This window comes from Litoribacillus peritrichatus, from assembly GCF_039537985.1.
Lineage (GTDB): Bacteria > Pseudomonadota > Gammaproteobacteria > Pseudomonadales > Litoribrevibacteraceae > Litoribacillus > Litoribacillus peritrichatus.
This window is the reverse complement of record NZ_BAABBN010000006.1, coordinates 42,024-62,613: the sequence shown is the minus strand read 5'-3', so window position 1 is coordinate 62,613 and position 20,590 is coordinate 42,024. Positions and strand designations below refer to the sequence as shown.

Here is a 20,590-nt window from a genome sequence, read left to right as displayed (position 1 = left end):
TCGACATGTTGATCGGGTTTGCCCTGATAGTAGGTTTTTATGGGTTGGGCGAGTTAACTCAAAACGTGTTGGGCGTCCCTGTGCCGGGCTCTATTCTTGGTATGTTGTACCTTTTCGGTTTTCTGGTGTGGCGTCGGCAGGTAGCGGACTCGCTGCACCGAAGTAGCAAGGTTTTGATAAACAACCTGGCGTTATTGCTGATACCAAGTTCAGTGGGTGTGATTACGTGCGCGGCCTTGTTGGAAAGACAAGGGGTGGCCATCGTTTTGACTTTGAGTATTTCCATTGTGTTTTCTTTGCTGTTAACCGCATGGTTGTTAGCCCGGCTCAGCCGTTCACAAGGAACTGACCAATGATGCCGGTGTTCAGTGGTCAAAACATCGGGTTATTTGCACTAACGGTGGGGGCCTTTCTGGTGGCTCGGTTCGCTTATCAGAAAAGTGACCAGCATGTGTTATTCCAACCTTTGTTGATTGGCGTTGTGTTGGTGGTTGCTGTGTTGGTTTGGTTTGATATTCCATATCGACAGTATTTTGAAGCCAATCAACCCTTGCAATGGCTTTTGGGGCCGGCGGTGGTGTCTTTGGCTATTCCTTTGTATCACAATTTAACCCAGTTGCGTCGATGGCTGCCTGTGATTTGTATTTCAATCGGTGCGTCTGCTTTGGTGGGCGTGCTACTGACCGGAGGCTTGGCCTATCTATGGGGCTTTGATTTTAGTACCCAGGTGGCTCTGGTGACGAAGTCTGCGACGACCCCCATTGCCTTGTCCATTAATGAAGTAATGAAAGGGCACCTTGCGTTGGCGGCATTGGTGGTGATGTTCACCGGATTGTTCGGCGCCATGATCGGGCCTGCTTTGTTAACACGTTTCGGGTTTGATGATCATCGGATTCAGGGGGTGGCGCTGGGTTTAACCTCTCACGCCATTGGCACCCAAAAAGCATTGGAAATAAGTCCGGTCTGTGGCGCGTTTTCAGCGTTGGCGATGATTGTGACTGGTGTATTTTTGTCCGTTTTATTGCCGTTGTTGGGTTATTTTTGGATGGCGTGAGGTCGGTTGTGTTGTTGAGGATCATTTATCAAGAGAACAAACAAGGGCGACTGTTTTTGTTTGAAACAGTAAACGCTTCCATACATCACTTCGGTGGCTTTATTTCTGAATGATCGCCCTCAAAAACTAACTCGACAATCGAGGGGATGTCGGTTTCGACACTACCAAGAAGATTGACCGAAACGATATCGGGAGGAGCGTAGTGTTCTGTGATCGGTAGGTGTTCTGTATTCGGTATCTGCATCCAGCCAATAACAGAAACGCCTTCTGGAAGGTTGAACCATTTGCCGTCCACTGCGTAAGTATCGGTAATACCGCCATTACCACGTCCAGGCCAGAGTCCAAGATATAGGGCAATTACAACTTCCATATCTTCTGGCATTTTTTCTTTGCAGTTAATCCACATGATAACTTCCTAGTATTGAGGTTGGTTGAAAATACCACCATCGAGCAGGACTGATCAAACCTATGTTTCCTGCCCAAGAAGAGTCCTAGAGCTAGATATGTTGTTCACATATGTCGACGAATGGCCTAACAGGTTTCGGGTTTGATGATCATCGGATTCAGGGGGTGGCGCTGGGTTTAACCTCCCACGCCATTAGCACCCAAAAAGCATTGGAAATAAGTCCGGTCTGTGGCGCGTTTTCAGCGTTGGCGATGATTGTAACTGGTGTATTTTTGTCCGTTTTATTACCGTTGTTGGGTTACTTTTTGATGGCGTGAGGTCGGTTGTTGTCTGTTGTTGATTGCTTAGTTTTTCTTGAAAGTGAGTTATCCACCGATTTTGTGGATAAAATTGTTGGTAAGTTATTAGGAACGCGCTAGACGCTTGTTTTTAAGGGCTTTTAGGGTTTTGTTTCAAAAACACTCAGTTTTATTAAAATTCAATAAAAACAGCTGTTTATGAGATTTTGTTGGTTTGGTTATGTTGTTTTGAAAAATAACTCTAAATAATAATGAAACATCAGTTTTAATGTTAATAAAGATAAAAATAACCATTGACATTGTCGGATTTATTTCAGTTTTTATCGGTTTTTAGAACAAATTCCAGGGCAAAGAGTCCACAGTGTCTGTGGATAACCTAGTTGATAAGCTTGGGTCAAACCTCTGGGAGACTTATCGTCATTGATGTTGATGAAATTGCTCCATTATTGTTCAGCTGTGATTAACGTTTGGTTGCTTCGCTTAACTCAAGCGAGATTGTCTTATTTTTGAGGTCAATGGTGGGAGGCATTGGTTGGGTTCAGTGTTTGCAATTGTGCTCTGTTAAAAGCGGCATTGTTCAATGTCCAGATAAGGTTTTCCACAGCGGTATCACGAATCGATGTTTTTTCCTCCGTTAACTTTATGGATGCTTTTTGTACTGAAATGAGTGATGACAACTTGGTGGGTGAGTGGCTTTGAATGAAGCTTGGATGGTGAATTTATACAAGCATTTTTCAGCGTTTTTTATTAGTCTATTGCGACGATGGAGTGTTTGAGGGCCACCAGTGGATATTTGTCGATTAACGGAACGATTACTGACCTTAATTTACCAGGATAAAGAGAGTGCTCCGGTTCAGGGGCTGAACCTGTTTCATAGCCAAAAAGATCAGAATTTACGGTCGGTGCCGATTGTACATCCCTCGGTGATCTTAGTGCTGAGTGGCAAAAAGCAGGTGACGAATGCTCAGGGCGACGTGGTGATGGTGTCTGCCGGTGAAGGCATTTTAGTGCCCGGTAACAGTCAACTGACCATGGTGAACTTTCCGGACCAAGACATCCATCATTATTTGGCCGTTGCGTTAGCCATTCAACCCGAATTACTCGGCCGTTTTTTGCGAGACTATGCGCCAGAGTCTGCAACGGCGGTATCGTCGTTAGTGTCTGTTACCCCAGAGGTGATTCTGCACTTGAATCATTGGTTGCAATTGAGCGAATTAACCGACATGAACGATGCTCAAATTGAATTGTGCGTATTAAGTTTATTGACGTTTTTGCATACTCAGGCATCGCTTGAGCCGATGATGGTGGCAGCATCCAGCTGGAAACAGAAACTGTTTAATCATATTAACAGTGACCTATCGAAAAACTGGACACTGGAAGAGGTGTGTGCAGATTTAGGAACCAGTGCTTCCAGTTTGCGGCGTCATCTTCAGCAGGAAGGTTCGGGCTTTCGTGAATTGTTGGAGGACACGCGTTTGGTGTCTGCGTTGTGTATTCTTCAGGAAACGTTCTGGCCCATTTCTCAGGTTGCACAATCCGTGGGTTATCAAAGTCAATCGCGGTTCAGTGAACGTTTTAAATTGCGGTTTGGTTTGTCACCCAGTGAGTTACGCAAAACTCGCGGCCGTTGATGGCTGTCGGGACATTGGTGTTTTCAGGCAAAAAATTGGTGTTTTAAAGCGAACTCTGCATTTTTATTGGGGTTAGGATGGTGTCTCGAATTAAGGAGGCACTTATGAAACCGCTTATTACATCTGCTGCAATGATGGCAGCCATCTCTTTTTCTACGCTGGCACCTACGGCCGGAGCTTTTGATCTTCAAAGTAAGGATATTCAGCCAGGAAAGCCTATGCCGAAAGCTCAGGAGTTTGTCGGTTTTGGTTGTGACGGTCAGAACCTGTCCCCGCAGTTGCAATGGTCGAACCCACCTGAAGGTACCAAGAGTTTTGCGATCACGGCCTATGATCCGGACGCCCCGACCGGCAGTGGTTGGTGGCACTGGCTTGTTTATAACTTACCTGAGTCCACGAATCGCTTGGCTTCAGGGGCTGGAAAAGGCGACTTGAGTCTTTTGCCGACCGGCGCAGCGCACGGCCGAAATGATTACGGCCAATACGCATTTGGTGGCGCTTGCCCGCCAGAGAAACACGGCGTCCATCGTTATCAGTTTAAGGTGGTGGCGTTGGATGTGCCAACGCTGGAATTGCCGAAGGAAAGTTCGGCGGCACTCATTGGCTACATGTTGAATAGCCACAAACTGGGTGAAGCCAGTATTGAAGCTTTATATCAACGTTAGTGGTTCGTTTTTGTTTGTTCTTTGTTCTTTGTTCTTTGTTCTTGGAACTTGAGTGGAGAGGGTGTCATTGCTTTTCACTCGCTCACCCTATGAGATGTTCCCTTCAGGCCCGGTTTTCGGGCCTTTTTTATGTCGAGCAGAATGTTGATTTGCTGTCTGTGTTGCCTTGTTAGTCCTTTCTCGATAACAAAACTCAACAGCCTGTCAGTGGATAAGTCTGTTGTTTGCCTTGAACTTACGGCTTATCCACAAAAAATGTGGATAAGCCAATGAGTAACTTCTGATGAGCAGCTGGTACTGCTTATGGTTACTGCGTTCTTCGGTTATGGCAGTTTTTTGATCAAATGCATTTTAGCCGATGGTTTGGGCGGTTAAATGCTGTGTTTCGACGCACTTTTGTGTGTTGGAATGCCGTTTTTCATAATTGAGACAATATTGTTCCGTATTTATGGTTCGCCTGTACTCTGCGGGGGCTGTGGGCTTTCGATGAATGGAGTATTACTCTGATACGAAATTGATCTGAATCATAGCGAGATTAATAGAACCATTTATCCTAAATGCAGTCTTCAGTGATAGCCGTATAAAAAATTAACCATTGAGTTATAAATTTGCTTGAAGCTGGAGGTGTTTTATCTTTGGGGGAAATATGGATCTAAATGAACTTGCTCTCTTTGTTGAGGTTGTGGATCAGAACGGATTTACAGCGGCAGCAAAACGTCTTGGTTTACCAAAATCAAATGTCAGTCGACGAATCTCGCAACTGGAAGATTCGTTGGGCGTAAAGTTGCTCGAACGGACCAGTCGGTCAGTGGCCATGACGGAAGTAGGGGAAGTTGTCTATGAGCGAAGTAAACAGAATATTCGGGACTTACAAGAAACCGAATCGCTGATTCCTGAGCTGCAGAATAACCCCAGAGGTCGTTTGCGCATTGAAGCGCCTGGTGAGTTTGGCATCTATTTTATGGGCAGCGTGATTGGTGAATTTTCCATGCTGTATCCGGATATTGATATTCATTGCGAAACGGTGTTTGAAGAAGGCAACATCATCGAAGATAAAATTGATCTTGCCATCCGTGCGAGTCTTGGAAATTTACCTGACAGCAGTTTTATTGCCCGTAAAATTTCAGAACCGACCCGAGGCTTGTACGCGTCGCCACATTACTTGAACCGCCACGGGACCCCTAAAACGGTGGAAGATCTGGCGGATCACGATTTGATTGAAAATGCACAGGGGCCCACCTGGCGATTTGAAGGGGAAAATGGCCCCTTTGATATTCAGCTGAATTCCAGAATCCGCAGTAACAGTGTCACCATGAAGCGGGATGCCATGATCGCGGGTGCAGGCATCAGTATTCTTCCGGATTTAATGGCGCGCGAAGCGGTGCAGCTGGGGCAACTGGTTAAGGTGGAACTGGATTATAAACCCGTACGCAGTGAAATTTATGTCATTTATACCAGTCGTAGGCACATGCCGGTTAAGTTAAGGCTATTCTTGGATTTCTTTGCGAAAAAGATGGCTTCGGACAAACGGCTTTCTATTCCGAGTTTGGCCAGTTAGCCGCAAGCTGATTCACACTGGCGGTGCATGGGTCTTTATCAAGGTTGGTGGGTGGGTCTAGGTCTAGACGTTGATGGCTACTCTTTGGTGTTCCTCAGTAGCCGTTGAATGTGTTGCAGGCCTTGGTTGATCTGAGGTTCGTAAAGCTCGTACTTGGTTGAGCTTTGGTTCATAAGCCGCTCAAACAAACGGGTGGTTTGTTGCAGGTGTTTTTCAATTTCATCCATCAGGAGGCCGACTTCTTCGATTTCCCGAAAGACACCGGATACTTTTTCTTTCTGCACGTGCTGCAACCATCGGGCGTAGTTTTCATCTAAAAAGCCGGAACTGTAGGCGGAGCCGAGGATGTGCACGTAGGTCTGTTTAATGGTCAGCAGGCTACGGTCTTCTTGTTCATTCGCAAACGCCATGATCATTTCATCAATGTGCTGTATCCACTCTCTGAGTAATTGGTTTTTGGTTAAGATGCGGTCAATGTAAGCATCAATGGTGTGTTCACTGATTTGAGTAACGTGTGCATGCGCCCACTGACGACAGAGAATGGACGTCGTTTCGTAAACTTCGTATTTGTGTACCAGAGCATTCACCTGCAACGCGGGCAGCATATCGGCCAGGTGTTTCTGTTGGTGTGGTTCGTCTGGCATTTGATGATGAATCACCAGGCTGGCCATGGCGATGATCTGGCCGGTAATGCCCAGTTCATCCCGAAACTTACCGTAAGGAAAACCAGAACCATCACACCGCTCATGATGTTCCAGTACCGCTTTGGCGATCGCAGGGTCGAGCGTGTCAATGGTACTTAGGATCTGCCAGCTTAATATCGGGTGGTTGTCGGTTGCTTGAACGTTGCCATGCGTTTCTTCGTCTTGGATTGATGCCTGAGGGAGATGGAGGTAGCCAATGTCCATCGTTAAACCTGCGATAAAAGCAGACATTTGTTGGTGTTGACTTCGTTCTTGTCGGAGGGCAATGACCATCGATAACCAGCTGACAGCGATAGAAAACTCAAATCGTTGCGGCATGCGCAGCATTAAAACGGTGAGCTTTTGCGCAATCAGTGGATGTTGCAGCGTCTGAGCGACCATGGATTGCAGCGCGTCATCAAGCTCGAAGCCGCCATGCATTCGTTTAAATTGGGGGAACACCTCCAGAAAATACCGGTAATGCGCCAATAATGCCGGCTCGGTGAGTTCATTTTCGAGAGCAATGCAGTGATCAAGCGGAATAAGCAGTGGCTGTTGAGACAAGGCAGACAGCAGTGTTGATTTTGAACTCGGATCAATGTGGGCGTTCTGTTCCAGCAGCCGCGTTTTATGTTGGTCAAAAATATCCTGAGTAGCTCGAACGGTTTGCACCGGATGAATACTCACCAAGTGATCCAGATAAGGAATGTCATCCGGGTAGGGACGTTCTTTAGAAAATTTCTTTTCGAACATGATCTAAATACAGCCGCTCAGGGTTAAAAATCAGAGGGTGGGTTTATCTGATAAGTCTAGACAAAGATTTTTAAGGCAGAGGGGTTTTCTCAGGATGAACACAGCGTACCATGGGTGCGAGGAAGGTTTACGGTCAAAAAAGGTACACGGCTGAAAGGGGGAATCAGCGACCCTTATGGTGGCTCGCTGATTGATTTTGTTTATTCGTGGTTTTGATTCCAGTCGATGCACTCGTCGAGAGTGATGCCCTTGCCGCCAAAAATATCCAAGGCACTGCCGATGGTGAGGTCCACGTTGCCATTGGACAATTGATGCACCAGTTTCAAATCTTCCAGAGATCGCGCTCCGCCGGCGTACGTCACGGGAATGGAGGCAATACTGCCCAACAGCGTGACTAACTCCTGATCAATGCCGGCTTGCAGCCCTTCCACATCCGCAGCATGAATTAAGAATTCAGAGCAGTGACCGGCCAGCTCTGTCAGAGTGGCTTGGTCGATGTGGGTATTGGTGATGGTCTGCCAGCGGTCGGTGGCGATGCTCCATCCTGCATGGGTACGACGACAACTTAAATCCAGCACCAGGTGTTCGGAACCTGTTTCGCGTTTGATGGCTTCTAAACGGTCGGAAGACAGTTCGCCATGTTCAAACAAATAAGAGGTGACGATGACGTGGGATGCTCCGGCTTCGAGGAACTCAGCCGCGTTTTCCCGGTTAACTCCGCCGCCGAACTGAAGCCCTTTTGGCCAGGCATTCAAAGCTTTTAAGGCTTCTTCTTTATTGCCTGGGCCTAACGCAATGACATGACCGCCTTTAAGGTGGTTATCCCGGTACAGTTCGGCGTAATAGCGGGCATCGTATGGGCTGATGAAATTGGTATCGGCGCCATCGTCATTCAGGCTTCCGCCAACAATCTGTTTCACTTTACCTTGGTGCAGGTCAATGCACGGACGGAACTGAGTCAAAGAACACCTCATAAGCTAGCGTAAAAAATAAGCGGGCATTATAACTCAATGTGAATTTATGCACAGTAAGTGGTGTTGCCTGAGTGCAGCGGATCACGGAACTCTTTGCAATGGATTACGGATCTCTTTGCAATGGATCACGGATCTCTGTGCAAGAAGATGCCCGTTTCGGGCAGAACATCAAAAATGGCTGAACGTAGGGTTTCATAAATAAGGCGATGAACGGTATGTTCAAAGGATTTTCCAGCAGAATGATGATGTTATGATCATTGATCTGATGTTGATGGAGGGCAGTGTGAAAGAACACGGATCTTACAGTTTTGAATGGCGGGAAGACTTACTTATTTTGTCTTTGAGTGGCGCATTTAATGACATTGCTATTCGTACTTTTTTCAAGCAGGTTTTGGCATCGGTGGTGGGTTCCGGACGAACTCGGTGGGTATTGTTAAGCCGTCTGGACCGAAAGATGATCGGCACGCCTGCGGTGTTTGACATCATTAAAAACGCGTATTGTTGGGGCGAAGAAAACGGCTGTGTCGGCGCGGCCATTTCCGGTGCGAACGTGGTGGTGGATCGTATGTTTTCAGAGTTCTTTAAGGGGATTTCTTACCCAACGCAATTATTTGATTTTGAGCAGGATGCAATTCATTGGCTGAACGGGGTCTATGAAAATAATTTGGACACCGATCTGTTTGTAGAATAATGTTGTTCTGTCTAAATGGGAGTTAATCTCAAAAAAATCGCTCAATTCCTGTCTAAACCGTCATTTTATTGATTTATCTCAATCTTATTCCTCATTCTGAGAGTAGAGTGTCGCCCTTCATTTTGTATGGTTATTCGGTTAAGGAATAGCCCACTTATCATGGCAGGGATAGAGTATGAGTGTGTTTAAGTCTGGTTGCATCAGATTAACTGCGGCGTTCATTGGGTTGTTTGCTTTTACTGTTCAGGCGGATGTAAACAAACAATATCAGCTGTTGGATAAAATTCAGCAGGACGATCAATTGATCTCGTCTGCAATGAACAGTGGTGAAGCCCGCTCAGGGTTGTGCGGACGTTGTCATGGCTCGGATGGCAACAGCAAACGCAACTTTATTCCGAACCTTGCCAGTCAAAATGCCAAGTACCTGATTAACCAGTTTGAACAGTTTGCTAATGGTACTCGTAAAAACTACGTCATGAGTCAATTGGCAGGTAGCTTATCGTTGGAAGACCGGGTGAATCTTGCGGTTTTTTATTCCAACCAGACAGCCAAGCCATTTGTGGGCCGAAAGCCAAGAGAAATGAAACAAACCGACATCGATTTGGGCCAGGCAGAGTTTCAGGCGAAGTGTCAGATGTGTCATGGAGAAGAAGCACAAGGGTGGGATCAGTTACCGCGCTTGGCCAGTCAACCGGCTAACTATTTGGCAACCACCCTCAAGAAGTTCAAGAGCGATCATCGAGACCGTAACCAAACGCCAATGAGCGCCATTGCCAAACAACTGAGCGATGATCAGATTGACAACATCGCAATGTATTTGTCTACCTTAGACTAGCCGCTCTATTGATGAACGGAGAGCGGCTCTAAGGCTTCGTTTTCGCTGTGTATCCTAATATTAGTATTTCGCCATATAGGTTTCCATTAAGACGCTGTCGGTACGGACGGCGGTTAATGCATCCCAGATTTCATTACGGCTGGCTTCGTCCGTTGGCCTCTTTTTCGAAAAGGCCATGAAATAAGATTTAGACTTGTAGGCTCTTTTTTGAGTTTTGATTTTGCCTTTGAATAACCGGTGTTGTTCAAAGTGCTTTGCTACGGTGGCCAGGGTTACAACGCTGCCATTTTTCTCGCTGATTAAACGCAACAGCGTGCCGTGGTCGCCTTTGGATTTGGTGTTGACGTCACTGATGCCTTCATTTTTTAAGTCGTCTGCAACGGAATAGCCTCTTGGCACCCGAACCGGTTGTGGCAAGGTTGTTACGTTGCCATCAAACACGTAAGGTGAACTGGCGTTGTTGACGACCACATATTCCACCTGAGTCAGGCGCAAATCAGAGAACTTCTTAGTCTTAGCGTCAGCCGGGTACTCAAGGTATTCAGCACGTTTGTCTTTGTAAGAAACGCCGATGATGCCGTCGACTTTACCCGCACGGGCTTTGCGCAGACATTTTTTCCAGTCCATCGGACGAATGCTGACTTTCATATCCAAGCGGTCAGCGGCGTCGTTAAGCATATCAATATAAAGCCCTTTGGCTTCATAACCTTCGGTGAATACAAAGGGATACCAGTAACCTTTATCGGCACACACTACGAGCTTTTCAGGCGCGGCCTGGCTGATGGAAGATAAACTAAACAGCGTCAGGCTGAGCAGGATTGATAGTAGTTGAGTTGCGGATCTTATTGTTAGTTTAATCATAATATTTTGAGTATTCATAATCCCTTGAATGTCACAAAGTAACGTTTGCTGAATACGTTAGGCGGTCAGGTGTTCAACAAACATGCGTGATGAAATCATACTTTATTACTTGTTAAATGCTAGTACAGCGGTCAGCTTTTGCGTCAAAATTGTGAGGTAAGCGTTGTTTCAGAACACAGTTGTTTTAATTCGGCACGGTTTTTTCTGTGACAGTGAGTCGTCTTTTGATGCACATCAATGAAGTTTGTTTTGCTCATATTTTCACCTATCTATTTCTCTCTTAATAAATAGAATGCGAACTATTATCAATATCGATTACAAATGCAATGCATTTGTTAACGGATGATCTATGCAGTAATTGCCCATAGTGGTGGTTGGGGATAATGGATTCGGAGAATGTATGAAAAAGACAATGTTTAAGAATACCTTAAGTGTGGCGATATCCGCAGCGGTGCTTTCGTCGGCCGTGCTGTCGTCTGCAGTTCAGGCACAAGCTCAGGTTGATGTGTTGGATAAAACCCATTATCCGGCCGATAATTTTTTGGCATACACCGAGTTTGAATTGTCGGGTGAGCCCTTGGCCGAAGCGCTGGGGCTGGACTTGGATGTGCTGGACCCGGATCAGGTGAACTATCCTACCTTATTTGATTATGCCGCCGGTATTGAGAGTTATGAGTATTCGGAAGAAGCCATGTTTGCTCTTAATTATCAATCCGGAATGGGGCCGAATTTGGTTAATGGCCCGGTCAATGAGATGCGCGGTGGTACCCCAGAGAAACTGCAGCAACGTCTGAAAAGCCTGGCCGATGCGGTGGGTATGGATCAGGCTCGGATTAAATCCAATATGTATTTGATCTCCATGCCTTACGTGTCCGGATCGCCGGAATTTGGACAAGCGCCGGACATCTCCACCGAGCAAGGCGGTCGTGTCGAGCTGTTTACCTTTAAAGACGAAGCCAAGATTGTTCAGACGCTTAAACCCGGTTACAAAACGGATTTCTCAACCTTGCGTTGGAGTGCGGCATCGTTTGATAAAACCTTCAACCCCGCAGCCACCGGCGGCATCTTATTGAAAGAAGTGATGTGGGCGCAGGACTTTTTAGGCGGGATGCATGTGACGGAAAGCGATGAAGAGGTTGAGGCGGCTTCTTCGGTGATGGATCAGGATGGCAAACACAGCCTGGGTGTGTCGGCCACCGATGGCTTTAATGGCATGATGCTGACCGAACTGTCTGTGGATAAATTGCTGATCATGCAGCGCACTATGGGTTTTGATGGCAAAACGTTGGGTGTGGCTTTTGGCCCGGATTATAACCCTAAAAATGGCGCGGTCTGGTTTCCTCATCGGTTGGCGGTGAAGGAAGGCCAAAAGCATAACGTCACAAGTATTAAGGCATTGAAAGTCACGGACGGCAGCTCTTCATTAAGAGACACTTGGCAAATGTTATGGCCATTGGCGGAGCTTTTCGCGATGACCGACCAACGTGATGCCAATACTGCGCAGAACCCGGCATTCCGTGCGGTATTTGATGGTGCGCCATTTGCTGCGGCACCGAAAGCGAATATTGACGACTCGCTCACCAACGATGTCGTTGCGGATGATGCCTTCTCTTTGGCGAATAACTTGTCGAATCTGGTGTTTAAAAACCTGGAAGCCCTGCACTTTAATGAACAGGCCGGTACCTTTGTTACGGAATACGCCTTGAACGAAAAAGGCAAAGGGGTGCAAGGGAATCAAGTTTCCACCTTCGATGCAAATTACTCGATGGTTGCCTTATCCATTTATCAGCGTGCGAAAGATGCCTTGCCTGTGGGTTACGCTTCAGCAGAGGGCGGTGATGTGAATTTACAGAGTGCCGAAGGTAAAACTGCGTTGAAACTGATCACGCGACAGGCCGATTTTATTATTAATCACTTAATTAATAAGCAGGGCTTAGTGGTGGACGGTGCGACACTGAAAGGCACTGGCAATTTTGAATTGGTGTCAAACACCTCTTTGGATGCGCAATTCTCCACCATTCGTGGTTTAGTGGCGGCGTTCCTGGCGACCAAAGATGCCAAGTATCAGCAGGCTGCCCGCAACATTTATTTAGCGGTTGAAAAGCACATGTTTGATAAATCCATCGAAACTTGGGCACAAACACCGGGTAAAGCGACGATTCATACTCCGCATACCGCTGCCGCCATTTCGGGTGGGCTGCGTGAAGCCATGTTGCACTTAAAGAATGAGGAGGGTGAAAATCACCCGTCACTTGAGCTGGAAACCTTGACCCACCGCTACGAGCGTTGGTTCCGAACTGTGATCAATGGCGGCATGCAAATGGCTGAAGCATTGGGTGACAGCGGCGAACATGTGGTCAAAGGGCAAAAGGATGCGGACAATGATCAGGATGGCGTGCCTCAGGTAACTGCGGCGGGAGGCCCGTTTGGAACGTCGCAAGTGATGGCGGCGAAAGTTCGGGTGAAATAGCGTTCACAGAGTAAATAACGTTCCTAAAGAAAATAACTTCTGGTTCGTTTTTAAATTAAGGCCGCGTTTGCGGCCTTTTTTGTCTCAAGTCAGAAATAGCATCAACAATTTTCATTATCATTCGCATATTCTTTTGATTCATGAGGCGGCAGGCATGTCCGTGCCAATGACAGACACCGATGAAACCTCTTCTTTGACGGAACGACTCCATAAGCGTTGGTTCAGTATGGCTTTTCGTCATACCAAAGCGGAAAAGCTGATGTACATAATGTTTGTCAGTGGCCTGCTGCTTTGGGAACCGTTGCAATTGATCTGGCAAGTAAACCGTTGGGTTTTATTGATGCACATGGTAGTTGGAGCCACCGTGTTTACCGTGATCGTGGGTGCGTTTTGGTCGTCTCATCGCAGGCTGGTGGCGAAAGCCAAAAAGCCGTTTTTACGTTACACAGGCCAAGCCATTGAATGGTTGTTGTTGGCGTGTTCCATCAGTGGCTTTTATTTACTTTTTTTTGGTGTCACCGGCGATGACCAAAGTGTGTTGATTCAAAATGTGCATTTTTATTCGTCATGGTTGTTAGCGCCCTTGGTGTTTCGTCATGCATTCCGTTGGAGTGTGCTGAATGTAAAACAGCGCTTTCAACGCCGTAAAAAGTCGGCTTAGGGGCTGTGCTCAAGTCGCAGTAATCAGTTGTTGGAAATAAGGTGTGAGCGCAACGTGAAAAATCCGGTGCTGTGGTTATTGTCATTTGGTTTTGGGGTCATGAGTATCGTCATGGCTTCCGTGGTGAGTGCGGCAGATAAAAGTGCTTCATTGGTGTTCAGTGCGGATCAATCCCGTTTATACAGCGCGAATTTTGATGGTGGCAGTGTCAGTGTGATAGACAGGGCGTTGGGCGCATTATTAAACGAAGTAGTCATCGGTCGGGACATACGCCGAATTGCTTTGGGTCTTGATTCAGATAACGCAGACAAGATTCGGATACTTGCTACAGATTACTTGTCTGATCAGCTGATTCTATTAGAAGGGACGCGACAGGGTGCACCAACTCTGAAAGAGATTGAACGCATAGATGTGCCTTCCCGGCCGTTCGGTGTGGTGTTTGATGAACGTCATCAACAGTTTTATGTGACCAGTTTTGAGCGGGATAAACTGTTGGTGGTGAGCTTTGATGGTGACATCATTCAGGAACTGGCGACGGCATCGACGCCACGTGGGCTGGCTTTAACGGACGATGGTCGTTTGTTGGTGACTCATGCACTGACCGGTGAAATATCTGTTTACGATGTGGCTCAAGCCATTCCTCAGTTAATAAAAACCATTCAGCTGGAGGATACGCCGTTTGATGAAAAACAAACCACCCCGCAAGGTAAGCCACGTTTGCTGGATAATATCGCCATCGCGCCGGACGGAAAAACCGCCTGGTTGCCACACCTGCTTTGGTCGTTTGGTCATGACTTTCAGTTTCAGTCGACGGTATTTCCTGCTGTTTCCATCATTGATTTAACACCGGGTAATGAGCACGAACGGGTGGATGAGCGTAAGCAGTTATTCAAACAAATCAACGTGGTTGAAAGTGGCAATAAAACCCGGATTGTTTCCAACCCCCACGACATAACGTTTACCGAAGACGGCAACAAAGTCATCGTGACTTTGGCAGGCTCTGAAGACTTAATGGTGTTTGATTTATCTCGGGGCCAAGGCCGGAAAGTGAATAAGAAACGCCATCGTCGCAAAAAATTTCAGGGGGGCGCGAAAGTCACCCAGATTTACCGCAATGTACCGGGCAATAACCCTAAGGGGCTGGTTGTTGTTGGCCGGGATCTGTATGTGCAAAATGCCATGAGCCTTAATCTAGTGAAGCTTGATATTGGCAAACCCGGTCCGTTTTCGAAGGTGAAATTGGCGGAGGCCGAATTTGCTCGGTTAGTTCATCAGGACCCTTTATCACCGCAAATGCGTCTGGGTAAAACCTTATTTAATAACGCCAATGAAGCGGATTACCCCGGCTTGTCGATGGCCGGTGATTTTTGGATGAGTTGCAATTCGTGTCACCTGGATGGTTTTAATTTTACTAACCGTCAATTGATGGAAGACGGCAAGAAAGATCGTTTTGACAATGCCGTCACCGGTCACGTGGACACCCATAAGATGATCGCCGGTGATCCGGTGGTGGCTTACCTTGATATCATTCAGAAAACCCAAGGTGGTATGCCGGGCGTGTCGTTGGATCAACCGCCATTGGACGCGGTAAAAATGATGACTGCATTAAATGAATACGTTCGCGCCCCGGAAAATTTACCCTATTTGTCCACCTGGCTTCGGTTGGACGACGACAAACGATATACCCACCCGGAGGAATGGATCAATTCGGCCAAGTGCGGCGATTGCCATACCACGATTTATGATCAATGGGCGGATTCCAACCACGGCATGAACATGGATCATCCGTTTTATCGTTTTCATGAAGACGTGGCGGCGAAAGAAGAAGGTGAAGAATTCCGTGTGCTGTGTCGAGGTTGTCATGCCCCTCAGGCAATCATAAATAAGACATCCGGCGCCTTTACTGACTATGGCGACATGTATGAGCAACAGGGCGCGTCACTGAAGCATGCGTTGGCGAGCAATCAAGCGGTGAACGAACGTGGAACCGGGTGTTTGTTTTGTCATCGGATCACCAAGGCGGAAAATGCCGGCGGCAACACCGACCTTACCGTCAACTTAAAAGACCGGCAGCAGTACGTCTTTGAAGACGTTGCAAACCCAGTTACCCAATGGATGGCGGACCGTCAAATTAATGCCCAACCTCAGGCCCATAAAGATTCGTACTCGAACCCGGACTTGTACCAAAGTTCCTTGTATTGCGCGACCTGCCATAACGAATTCACCACCGGCATGGGTGCCAATATTAACGACAACTTTGGTGAATGGCTGGCGTCTCCGTTTAACCGGCCGGATGATCCGTCTCAGCATAAAACGTGCATAGATTGTCACATGACCCCGGATGCTACCAACTTTACGGCGGTAGCCGGTCAATCGACGGACGATGGGCCGACAAAGGCGAATATGCGTTCTCATCACTTTGCGGGTGGCAATTATTATTTTACGGGCATGAGAAACCCGGAACATAAAAAGTTAAGCATTGATATTTTAAAAACGGCGCTTACGTTAGACGTTGAAAAAGAGGGTGATCAATTCATCGCCAAAGTGACCAATCAGAATTCAGGCCATGACATGCCCGGTGGGGCCCGACGTCAGGTTTGGCTGGAAGTGATTGCCACAGACGCAGCCGGTAAACGAGTGTTTGAAAGCGGGGTGATGAAGAACGGTGTGATTCCGTCCGGCAGCCGAAGATTCATAAAGATCGGGGTGGATAAAGAAGGCGTACCCGTTGGTTTAAGGTTCTGGCGTTACGTTAAAATTGGTCAGGACACCCGAATTAAATCGGGCCAAACTCGGGAAGAGGTATTTGAACTGCCTGAAGATATTCAATACCCGCTGACCGTCTCCACGCGGGTACTGTATCAGGTGTTTGCTAAAAAACTGACGGATCAGGTGCGGGCGGCTTATCCAGAAGAAAGTATCCCGGAACCGGAAGTGATTGAGTTAACTACACAGCTTGTGCGTTACGAAGCGCAATAGTGACTTGGTTTCGGCCATTGTGCTTGGCTTGGTACAAGGCTTTATCGGCCTCTGCCAGGAAATGCTCAAGCCCGCCGATGTGTTCCGGCACTACGGTGTGCAGGCCAATGCTGGCGGTGATGGAAATTACCTGACCGTCCGGCAAGGCAATTTGTTTGGCTTGCAGTGCCCGGCGAAAACGGTCTGCCACCTGAACGGCCGCTTTGCCATCGGTATTGGGCAGAATGGCTAAAAACTCTTCGCCGCCATAACGGCCCACCAGATCCGTTTCCCTCAGGGTCTCTTTTAAGGTATCTGCTGCACTTTTCAGTGCTTCATCGCCTGACTGATGGCCATAGGCATCATTCACTTGTTTGAAGTGATCCAAATCCACTAAAAAAATGGAAATGGGCTGTTTGCTGCGCGCGGCTCGCAGATATTCCATTTTGAACAGATCCATCAACTGACGACGGTTTGAAATCTGGGTGAGCGGGTCGGTGGTGGATAAGAAGGTCACTTCCGCTTCTCGTTTTTTCCATCGTGAAATCGATGCGTTGCCGACCAATACCAGTAGGGCTAAGTGGGCACCCACAAACGCCATCATAGTGACCAGCCAAACCGGGTCGTGATAGGTCAGTTCTTTATCCATCACGATGGGCGCATAATCGAGCTGCTTCATTTGGATAAACACCGAAAACACCAACAAAATGAAGAGGCCACTGAACAAGCTGGAGAAAATCATACGACGGTTAAAAATGATCAGGCCGATGATGGGAGCGCCCGCTAATGCGATGCCGGTGCCGATGGAGAATACCCCGATGTAAAATAAGATGATGGCATTCACAATGACGTAGCTGTAGAGGCAAACCTGAGGATACCAGCGGTTGTTGGCCGACCGAATGTAATTCCCGACCATAAACAGGATCAGGCAATACAGCGAACTGATGCTCGAAATCTCAAGCAGCTCCTGATACCCCTGACGATCCATTGAGCCAGTGTTGCTGTCGGTGATTAATAGCGTACAAGACAACAAAATTGAGAAGCAGGCCGTCGCAAGCGCAATCAATACAAAGATGCACTGAGATTTCTCAACGTAGGAGCCTTCAAAAATTTTGGTACTTAAATGACGAACTATTTTAGTGATTTGATGCATTACAGCTTTTTAGTGTTATTTTTTTGATCAGTCTATCGTTTCTGACTTAGTTTGTATCGGCCAAATTATGAAAATATCCAGATAATGATGTAAGTGCTTGCTTATTCTAAAATAATTAATTTTTGTGCTAATGTAGTTCCCATTGAATAACGGAAATCACGTAATAAGGACATTGCTATGTCAAAGTATACCCGGCCATTCATGGCATCTTTTCTGACCTGTGCAGTTGCTTCTGTGTCGTTGCCTGTCTTGGCCAAAGATCGTTACGACACTAATTTTTCTGAGCTGGATCGCTCGGTGGCTTGCAGTGTTGAGAAGCAAGCTCAATTGATAGAAAGTAACTCGGCTTTAACGGCTTCCAACCAAGGATTAGAGAAAAAGCTGGCCAAGCTTCAGGGACGAGTTGCAGAACTTCAAAAGCGCATCGCTGCGTCAGACAATCAAAACAAAGGCACCTCCGCTCTGGTTGAAGAGAAACAACAACTTCAGGGCCAGTTGACCAAGCTTCAGGATCAAACGCGGGAGTACATCAGCGTATGCCGTGATTACAAAACCCGCCTGGATCAAATCACCGAACAAAACAAAATTCTGAAAGACAGCCTTGCGCTGAAACAGCAATCTTCGAATTCAAACCCGGCTCCGTCGGTCGCTGTGGACTGCCCAACCACGACACCCGTCGTGACGTCTTCTCCGGTCAACTGCCCGGACGTTGGCCCGGTAACGCACACTTCGAACGCAAGTATCCCGGCCATTCAGGCGCACCCGTTCTTGAGCCTGGACGGCGTGTTAAAACTGAATAACGACAAACGTGCCGATGCGGTTTTAAGTATTCGTAAGTTTTTACCCATGCCGTTGGATAAACCAACTTACTTTAAATTGGTGCACGAAGGCATCAGCGATGATAAATGGAACTGGGACGAACGTGCGGAAGTGGTGAAACACCTGATTCGCCATCGCCCACGGGACTTAACCGAAGAAGACCTGAAAACCTTGCTGGTGTCTTCCGTAAACGACAGACGAAATGACATTTTGAAAGCCTTATTGTCCGGTGCTCAATATCCGATTTCCTTCGACGGTGGGCTGGCGCTGATTTCCGGCTTTTATGATCAAACCGATTGGGCACAAGATCGCAAGGTGGAAGCGATCAGTATGCTTTCGTTTTATTTGCCTAGAAACCTGAGCGAAGACCAAGTCTTCCAATTGACCACAGGGTTAACGGGCAAACAACGGACACGCGCACTTCAAAACCTTACCTCAAAAATCCGTACCGATTTCTCCCACGAACAAAAGAAACGTTTACTGGATGGTTTTTATAGCCAATCCGATCACGGTAAGAAACAATGGAATCTGGGCTACGATGCCTTGTCGCCTGAAAAGCGGAGTTTTGTTTTTTAAATTCTCTGTTGACTATAAAAAGGGTTAGGTTTTAAAAATACCTAATCCTATTGTACTTCTATTTGACTCCTGAGGATTGGATGCCAATTTACTGTTTTAAAGCTGCGGTGTTGTTTGCTTCTCTGCTGCTTTCAGGTTGTTTATTGCCTATTCCAACTGGTGACCATGAAACAGTTAGAGTTACAAGGCAGATGCAAGCTTATGACAGGCAATGGTTTTCATATCGGCATGTAGTTAGAAGAGATTATTTTACGCTTGATAGTGATCTGTTTAAGTACTTGAAGTACGACTGGTACATTGAAGCGAAAGGAGGAGATTTTAAAACTCTTATTTCGGATTCAATTTATGTGCTTCAAAAAAGTGGTGAATTTAAGCAATACGTTCCCGAAGCAGGGCCGAGTGGGCATATATCTGTTTATGATGCTAACAATAAAATCTATTTGGTATTAGAGATGCAGAAAGAGTTAGTGACCGATTGTTATGGTTATTTTTCGGAGGTTTCTAACTTTAAAGACAGAAATCGAGTAATTGATTTCGTAGGCGAATATAATCTAAAAACTAGGCGTTTTTATTTAACACACTTCATGCCAAGTAACACCCATTTCAAACATGCATTGAGGGATAAAGGTACTAGTCATCTGGATATAATCAGGGAGATTTTACCCAAGGCATTACCTCTGATATGTTCTGAGGATGTAACAGAAGAGCAACTCAGAAAACAATATGATGCATTGTGGGACTAAGCGATTACTATCTTAATGAGATGGCGTTTAATGACGTCACGGTAGTCATCGCCTACTGGTGCAGTAGGAATTACTGTGGGGGTTGCCGTTCCTATGCCGGGTGTTGATGTTATTGCAGCGAAATCTACTGAAGTAGCTTTTACTTATGTTCTCGATGTCAATACAGCCAAGATACAGCAAGATATGAGCAATCTAGGTCTATCTAGACTGGAGGATGTAGACTTGTCAGATATTTCTATTGGTTTTTAAAATGAAAAATGATTTTGTCAAAAAATATGACATGCCGTTTTTTACATTTATTATGTTTGCATGGCTGCTTCTTCCTTTTTTCATGTCTATAAATATGCTTGTTCCGTCTGAAAGGATCGTAGTTGTATTTGTAATACCTATTTTTTTAATTTTAATTATGGCAACTACTTTATATCTCTTAAGAAAGTTAACTTCGGGAAATATTTCCATGATTGCTATATTAATGGGGTTTCACTTTGTGATCGACCCTGGTTTTTTAGTTAAGCCTTTTGGACTTTATTATCAAAATAAAATAACTACTTTTAATGGAGTTTGTATCGAAAGGTTCGGTGGCAGATTAATGACTGTCACGATAGATGATGTTGAAGGCTATTATAGAACAAGTGTTTCACAAGGTTTATTTATTGAAGATACTTGTAAAGTTGGTGAATTAGTAAAAATAGTTGGCGCCGAAAGTCTAATAGGGTTTCGAGTATTGGAATTAAAATCAATGGGGCCAGAGTAAATAGAAACGGGCATAGGCGCTGGGTTTAAGCTGGTTCATTTTTATT

General features: G+C 46.3%; 20 protein-coding genes. 15 read left to right on the top strand and 5 right to left on the bottom strand.

Going from position 1 to position 20,590, the window contains the following annotated elements:
- The first annotated feature begins 5 nt into the window (after window positions 1-5).
- Entirely contained in the window at window positions 6-356 is a 351-nt protein-coding gene (locus tag ABD744_RS09480) for a CidA/LrgA family protein (protein WP_344797870.1), read from the top strand.
- On the top strand, window positions 353-1,054 hold the full coding sequence (locus ABD744_RS09475) for an LrgB family protein (RefSeq protein WP_344797868.1): 702 nt from the start codon (window positions 353-355) through the stop codon (window positions 1,052-1,054). The genes ABD744_RS09480 and ABD744_RS09475 overlap by 4 nt, the downstream gene beginning before the upstream one ends.
- Window positions 1,055-1,139: 85 nt before the next feature.
- Here the strand turns inward: ABD744_RS09475 and ABD744_RS09470 are convergent, their stop codons facing one another.
- Window positions 1,140-1,460 (bottom strand): DUF551 domain-containing protein, encoded by a 321-nt coding sequence (locus tag ABD744_RS09470; protein ID WP_344797866.1) that lies wholly within the window; start codon window positions 1,458-1,460, stop codon window positions 1,140-1,142.
- 110 nt (window positions 1,461-1,570) lie between these two features.
- Here ABD744_RS09470 and ABD744_RS09465 point away from each other — a divergent pair, with 110 nt between their 5' ends.
- The 4 genes from ABD744_RS09465 to ABD744_RS09450 all read left to right on the top strand — a co-directional run bounded on the left by ABD744_RS09465 (window position 1,571) and on the right by ABD744_RS09450 (window position 5,613).
- On the top strand, window positions 1,571-1,777 hold the full coding sequence (locus ABD744_RS09465) for an LrgB family protein (RefSeq protein WP_344797864.1): 207 nt from the start codon (window positions 1,571-1,573) through the stop codon (window positions 1,775-1,777).
- A gap of 767 nt (window positions 1,778-2,544) precedes the next feature.
- Window positions 2,545-3,390, top strand: coding sequence for a helix-turn-helix transcriptional regulator (locus ABD744_RS09460; RefSeq protein WP_344797862.1), 846 nt, complete (start codon window positions 2,545-2,547; stop codon window positions 3,388-3,390).
- A gap of 104 nt (window positions 3,391-3,494) precedes the next feature.
- Complete coding sequence (locus tag ABD744_RS09455) at window positions 3,495-4,055, top strand: YbhB/YbcL family Raf kinase inhibitor-like protein (RefSeq protein ID WP_344797860.1); 561 nt, start codon at window positions 3,495-3,497, stop codon at window positions 4,053-4,055.
- Between the two features lie 646 nt (window positions 4,056-4,701).
- Window positions 4,702-5,613 carry a LysR family transcriptional regulator gene (locus ABD744_RS09450; RefSeq protein ID WP_344797858.1) on the top strand — a complete coding sequence of 304 codons (912 nt, stop codon included), beginning with the start codon at window positions 4,702-4,704 and terminating at the stop codon, window positions 5,611-5,613.
- Window positions 5,614-5,690: 77 nt separating this feature from the next.
- On the opposite strand, the gene ABD744_RS09445 is transcribed toward ABD744_RS09450, so the two are convergent.
- Both ABD744_RS09445 and hisA read right to left on the bottom strand, forming a co-directional pair.
- A complete protein-coding gene (locus ABD744_RS09445; RefSeq protein ID WP_344797855.1) occupies window positions 5,691-7,049 on the bottom strand; it encodes an HD-GYP domain-containing protein in 1,359 nt (452 codons plus the stop codon).
- A gap of 200 nt (window positions 7,050-7,249) precedes the next feature.
- Window positions 7,250-8,011: a phosphoribosylformimino-5-aminoimidazole carboxamide ribotide isomerase gene (gene hisA, locus ABD744_RS09440; protein ID WP_344797853.1), complete on the bottom strand. Its 762-nt coding sequence runs from the start codon at window positions 8,009-8,011 to the stop codon at window positions 7,250-7,252.
- A 262-nt stretch (window positions 8,012-8,273) separates the two neighbouring features.
- Between hisA and ABD744_RS09435 the strand changes: the two genes are divergently transcribed.
- Both ABD744_RS09435 and ABD744_RS09430 read left to right on the top strand, forming a co-directional pair.
- Window positions 8,274-8,714, top strand: a complete 441-nt coding sequence (locus ABD744_RS09435; protein ID WP_344797851.1) for a hypothetical protein — start codon at window positions 8,274-8,276, stop codon at window positions 8,712-8,714.
- Between the two features lie 175 nt (window positions 8,715-8,889).
- On the top strand, window positions 8,890-9,549 hold the full coding sequence (locus tag ABD744_RS09430; RefSeq protein ID WP_344797849.1) for a c-type cytochrome: 660 nt from the start codon (window positions 8,890-8,892) through the stop codon (window positions 9,547-9,549).
- A gap of 60 nt (window positions 9,550-9,609) precedes the next feature.
- On the opposite strand, the gene ABD744_RS09425 is transcribed toward ABD744_RS09430, so the two are convergent.
- Window positions 9,610-10,410, bottom strand: a complete 801-nt coding sequence (locus ABD744_RS09425; protein ID WP_344797847.1) for a transporter substrate-binding domain-containing protein — start codon at window positions 10,408-10,410, stop codon at window positions 9,610-9,612.
- A 400-nt stretch (window positions 10,411-10,810) separates the two neighbouring features.
- Between ABD744_RS09425 and ABD744_RS09420 the strand changes: the two genes are divergently transcribed.
- The 3 genes from ABD744_RS09420 to ABD744_RS09410 all read left to right on the top strand — a co-directional run bounded on the left by ABD744_RS09420 (window position 10,811) and on the right by ABD744_RS09410 (window position 16,520).
- Window positions 10,811-12,880 carry a hypothetical protein gene (locus tag ABD744_RS09420; protein WP_344797845.1) on the top strand — a complete coding sequence of 690 codons (2,070 nt, stop codon included), beginning with the start codon at window positions 10,811-10,813 and terminating at the stop codon, window positions 12,878-12,880.
- 154 nt (window positions 12,881-13,034) lie between these two features.
- Entirely contained in the window at window positions 13,035-13,541 is a 507-nt protein-coding gene (locus ABD744_RS09415) for a hypothetical protein (protein WP_344797843.1), read from the top strand.
- A gap of 54 nt (window positions 13,542-13,595) precedes the next feature.
- Window positions 13,596-16,520 carry a multiheme c-type cytochrome gene (locus tag ABD744_RS09410; RefSeq protein ID WP_344797841.1) on the top strand — a complete coding sequence of 975 codons (2,925 nt, stop codon included), beginning with the start codon at window positions 13,596-13,598 and terminating at the stop codon, window positions 16,518-16,520.
- On the opposite strand, the gene ABD744_RS09405 is transcribed toward ABD744_RS09410, so the two are convergent.
- Window positions 16,489-17,652, bottom strand: a complete 1,164-nt coding sequence (locus ABD744_RS09405; protein ID WP_344797839.1) for a GGDEF domain-containing protein — start codon at window positions 17,650-17,652, stop codon at window positions 16,489-16,491. The two genes, ABD744_RS09410 and ABD744_RS09405, sit on opposite strands and share 32 nt — an antisense overlap.
- Window positions 17,653-17,829: 177 nt before the next feature.
- Between ABD744_RS09405 and ABD744_RS09400 the strand changes: the two genes are divergently transcribed.
- The 4 genes from ABD744_RS09400 (at window position 17,830) to ABD744_RS09385 (ending at window position 20,544) form a co-directional block, all read left to right on the top strand.
- Window positions 17,830-19,047: a hypothetical protein gene (locus tag ABD744_RS09400; RefSeq protein WP_344797837.1), complete on the top strand. Its 1,218-nt coding sequence runs from the start codon at window positions 17,830-17,832 to the stop codon at window positions 19,045-19,047.
- Between the two features lie 80 nt (window positions 19,048-19,127).
- Window positions 19,128-19,790 carry a hypothetical protein gene (locus ABD744_RS09395; protein ID WP_344797835.1) on the top strand — a complete coding sequence of 221 codons (663 nt, stop codon included), beginning with the start codon at window positions 19,128-19,130 and terminating at the stop codon, window positions 19,788-19,790.
- 75 nt (window positions 19,791-19,865) lie between these two features.
- Window positions 19,866-20,039, top strand: coding sequence for a hypothetical protein (locus ABD744_RS09390; protein WP_344797833.1), 174 nt, complete (start codon window positions 19,866-19,868; stop codon window positions 20,037-20,039).
- A 1-nt stretch (window position 20,040) separates the two neighbouring features.
- On the top strand, window positions 20,041-20,544 hold the full coding sequence (locus ABD744_RS09385; protein ID WP_344797831.1) for a hypothetical protein: 504 nt from the start codon (window positions 20,041-20,043) through the stop codon (window positions 20,542-20,544).
- Window positions 20,545-20,590: the final 46 nt, after the last annotated feature.

Excerpts from the sequence above, each read along its gene's own strand:
- ABD744_RS09480 (WP_344797870.1), top strand. The coding sequence starts at position 6 with ATGTTGATCGGGTTTGCCCTGATAGTAGGTTTTTATGGGTTGGGCGAG.
- ABD744_RS09475 (WP_344797868.1), top strand. The coding sequence starts at position 353 with ATGATGCCGGTGTTCAGTGGTCAAAACATCGGGTTATTTGCACTAACG.
- ABD744_RS09470 (WP_344797866.1), bottom strand. The coding sequence starts at position 1,460 with ATGTGGATTAACTGCAAAGAAAAAATGCCAGAAGATATGGAAGTTGTA.
- ABD744_RS09465 (WP_344797864.1), top strand. The coding sequence starts at position 1,571 with ATGTCGACGAATGGCCTAACAGGTTTCGGGTTTGATGATCATCGGATT.
- ABD744_RS09455 (WP_344797860.1), top strand. The coding sequence starts at position 3,495 with ATGAAACCGCTTATTACATCTGCTGCAATGATGGCAGCCATCTCTTTT.
- ABD744_RS09450 (WP_344797858.1), top strand. The coding sequence starts at position 4,702 with ATGGATCTAAATGAACTTGCTCTCTTTGTTGAGGTTGTGGATCAGAAC.
- ABD744_RS09445 (WP_344797855.1), bottom strand. The coding sequence starts at position 7,049 with ATGTTCGAAAAGAAATTTTCTAAAGAACGTCCCTACCCGGATGACATT.
- ABD744_RS09435 (WP_344797851.1), top strand. The coding sequence starts at position 8,274 with ATGATCATTGATCTGATGTTGATGGAGGGCAGTGTGAAAGAACACGGA.
- ABD744_RS09430 (WP_344797849.1), top strand. The coding sequence starts at position 8,890 with ATGAGTGTGTTTAAGTCTGGTTGCATCAGATTAACTGCGGCGTTCATT.
- ABD744_RS09425 (WP_344797847.1), bottom strand. The coding sequence starts at position 10,410 with ATGATTAAACTAACAATAAGATCCGCAACTCAACTACTATCAATCCTG.
- ABD744_RS09420 (WP_344797845.1), top strand. The coding sequence starts at position 10,811 with ATGAAAAAGACAATGTTTAAGAATACCTTAAGTGTGGCGATATCCGCA.
- ABD744_RS09415 (WP_344797843.1), top strand. The coding sequence starts at position 13,035 with ATGTCCGTGCCAATGACAGACACCGATGAAACCTCTTCTTTGACGGAA.
- ABD744_RS09405 (WP_344797839.1), bottom strand. The coding sequence starts at position 17,652 with ATGCATCAAATCACTAAAATAGTTCGTCATTTAAGTACCAAAATTTTT.
- ABD744_RS09400 (WP_344797837.1), top strand. The coding sequence starts at position 17,830 with ATGTCAAAGTATACCCGGCCATTCATGGCATCTTTTCTGACCTGTGCA.
- ABD744_RS09395 (WP_344797835.1), top strand. The coding sequence starts at position 19,128 with ATGCCAATTTACTGTTTTAAAGCTGCGGTGTTGTTTGCTTCTCTGCTG.
- ABD744_RS09385 (WP_344797831.1), top strand. The coding sequence starts at position 20,041 with ATGAAAAATGATTTTGTCAAAAAATATGACATGCCGTTTTTTACATTT.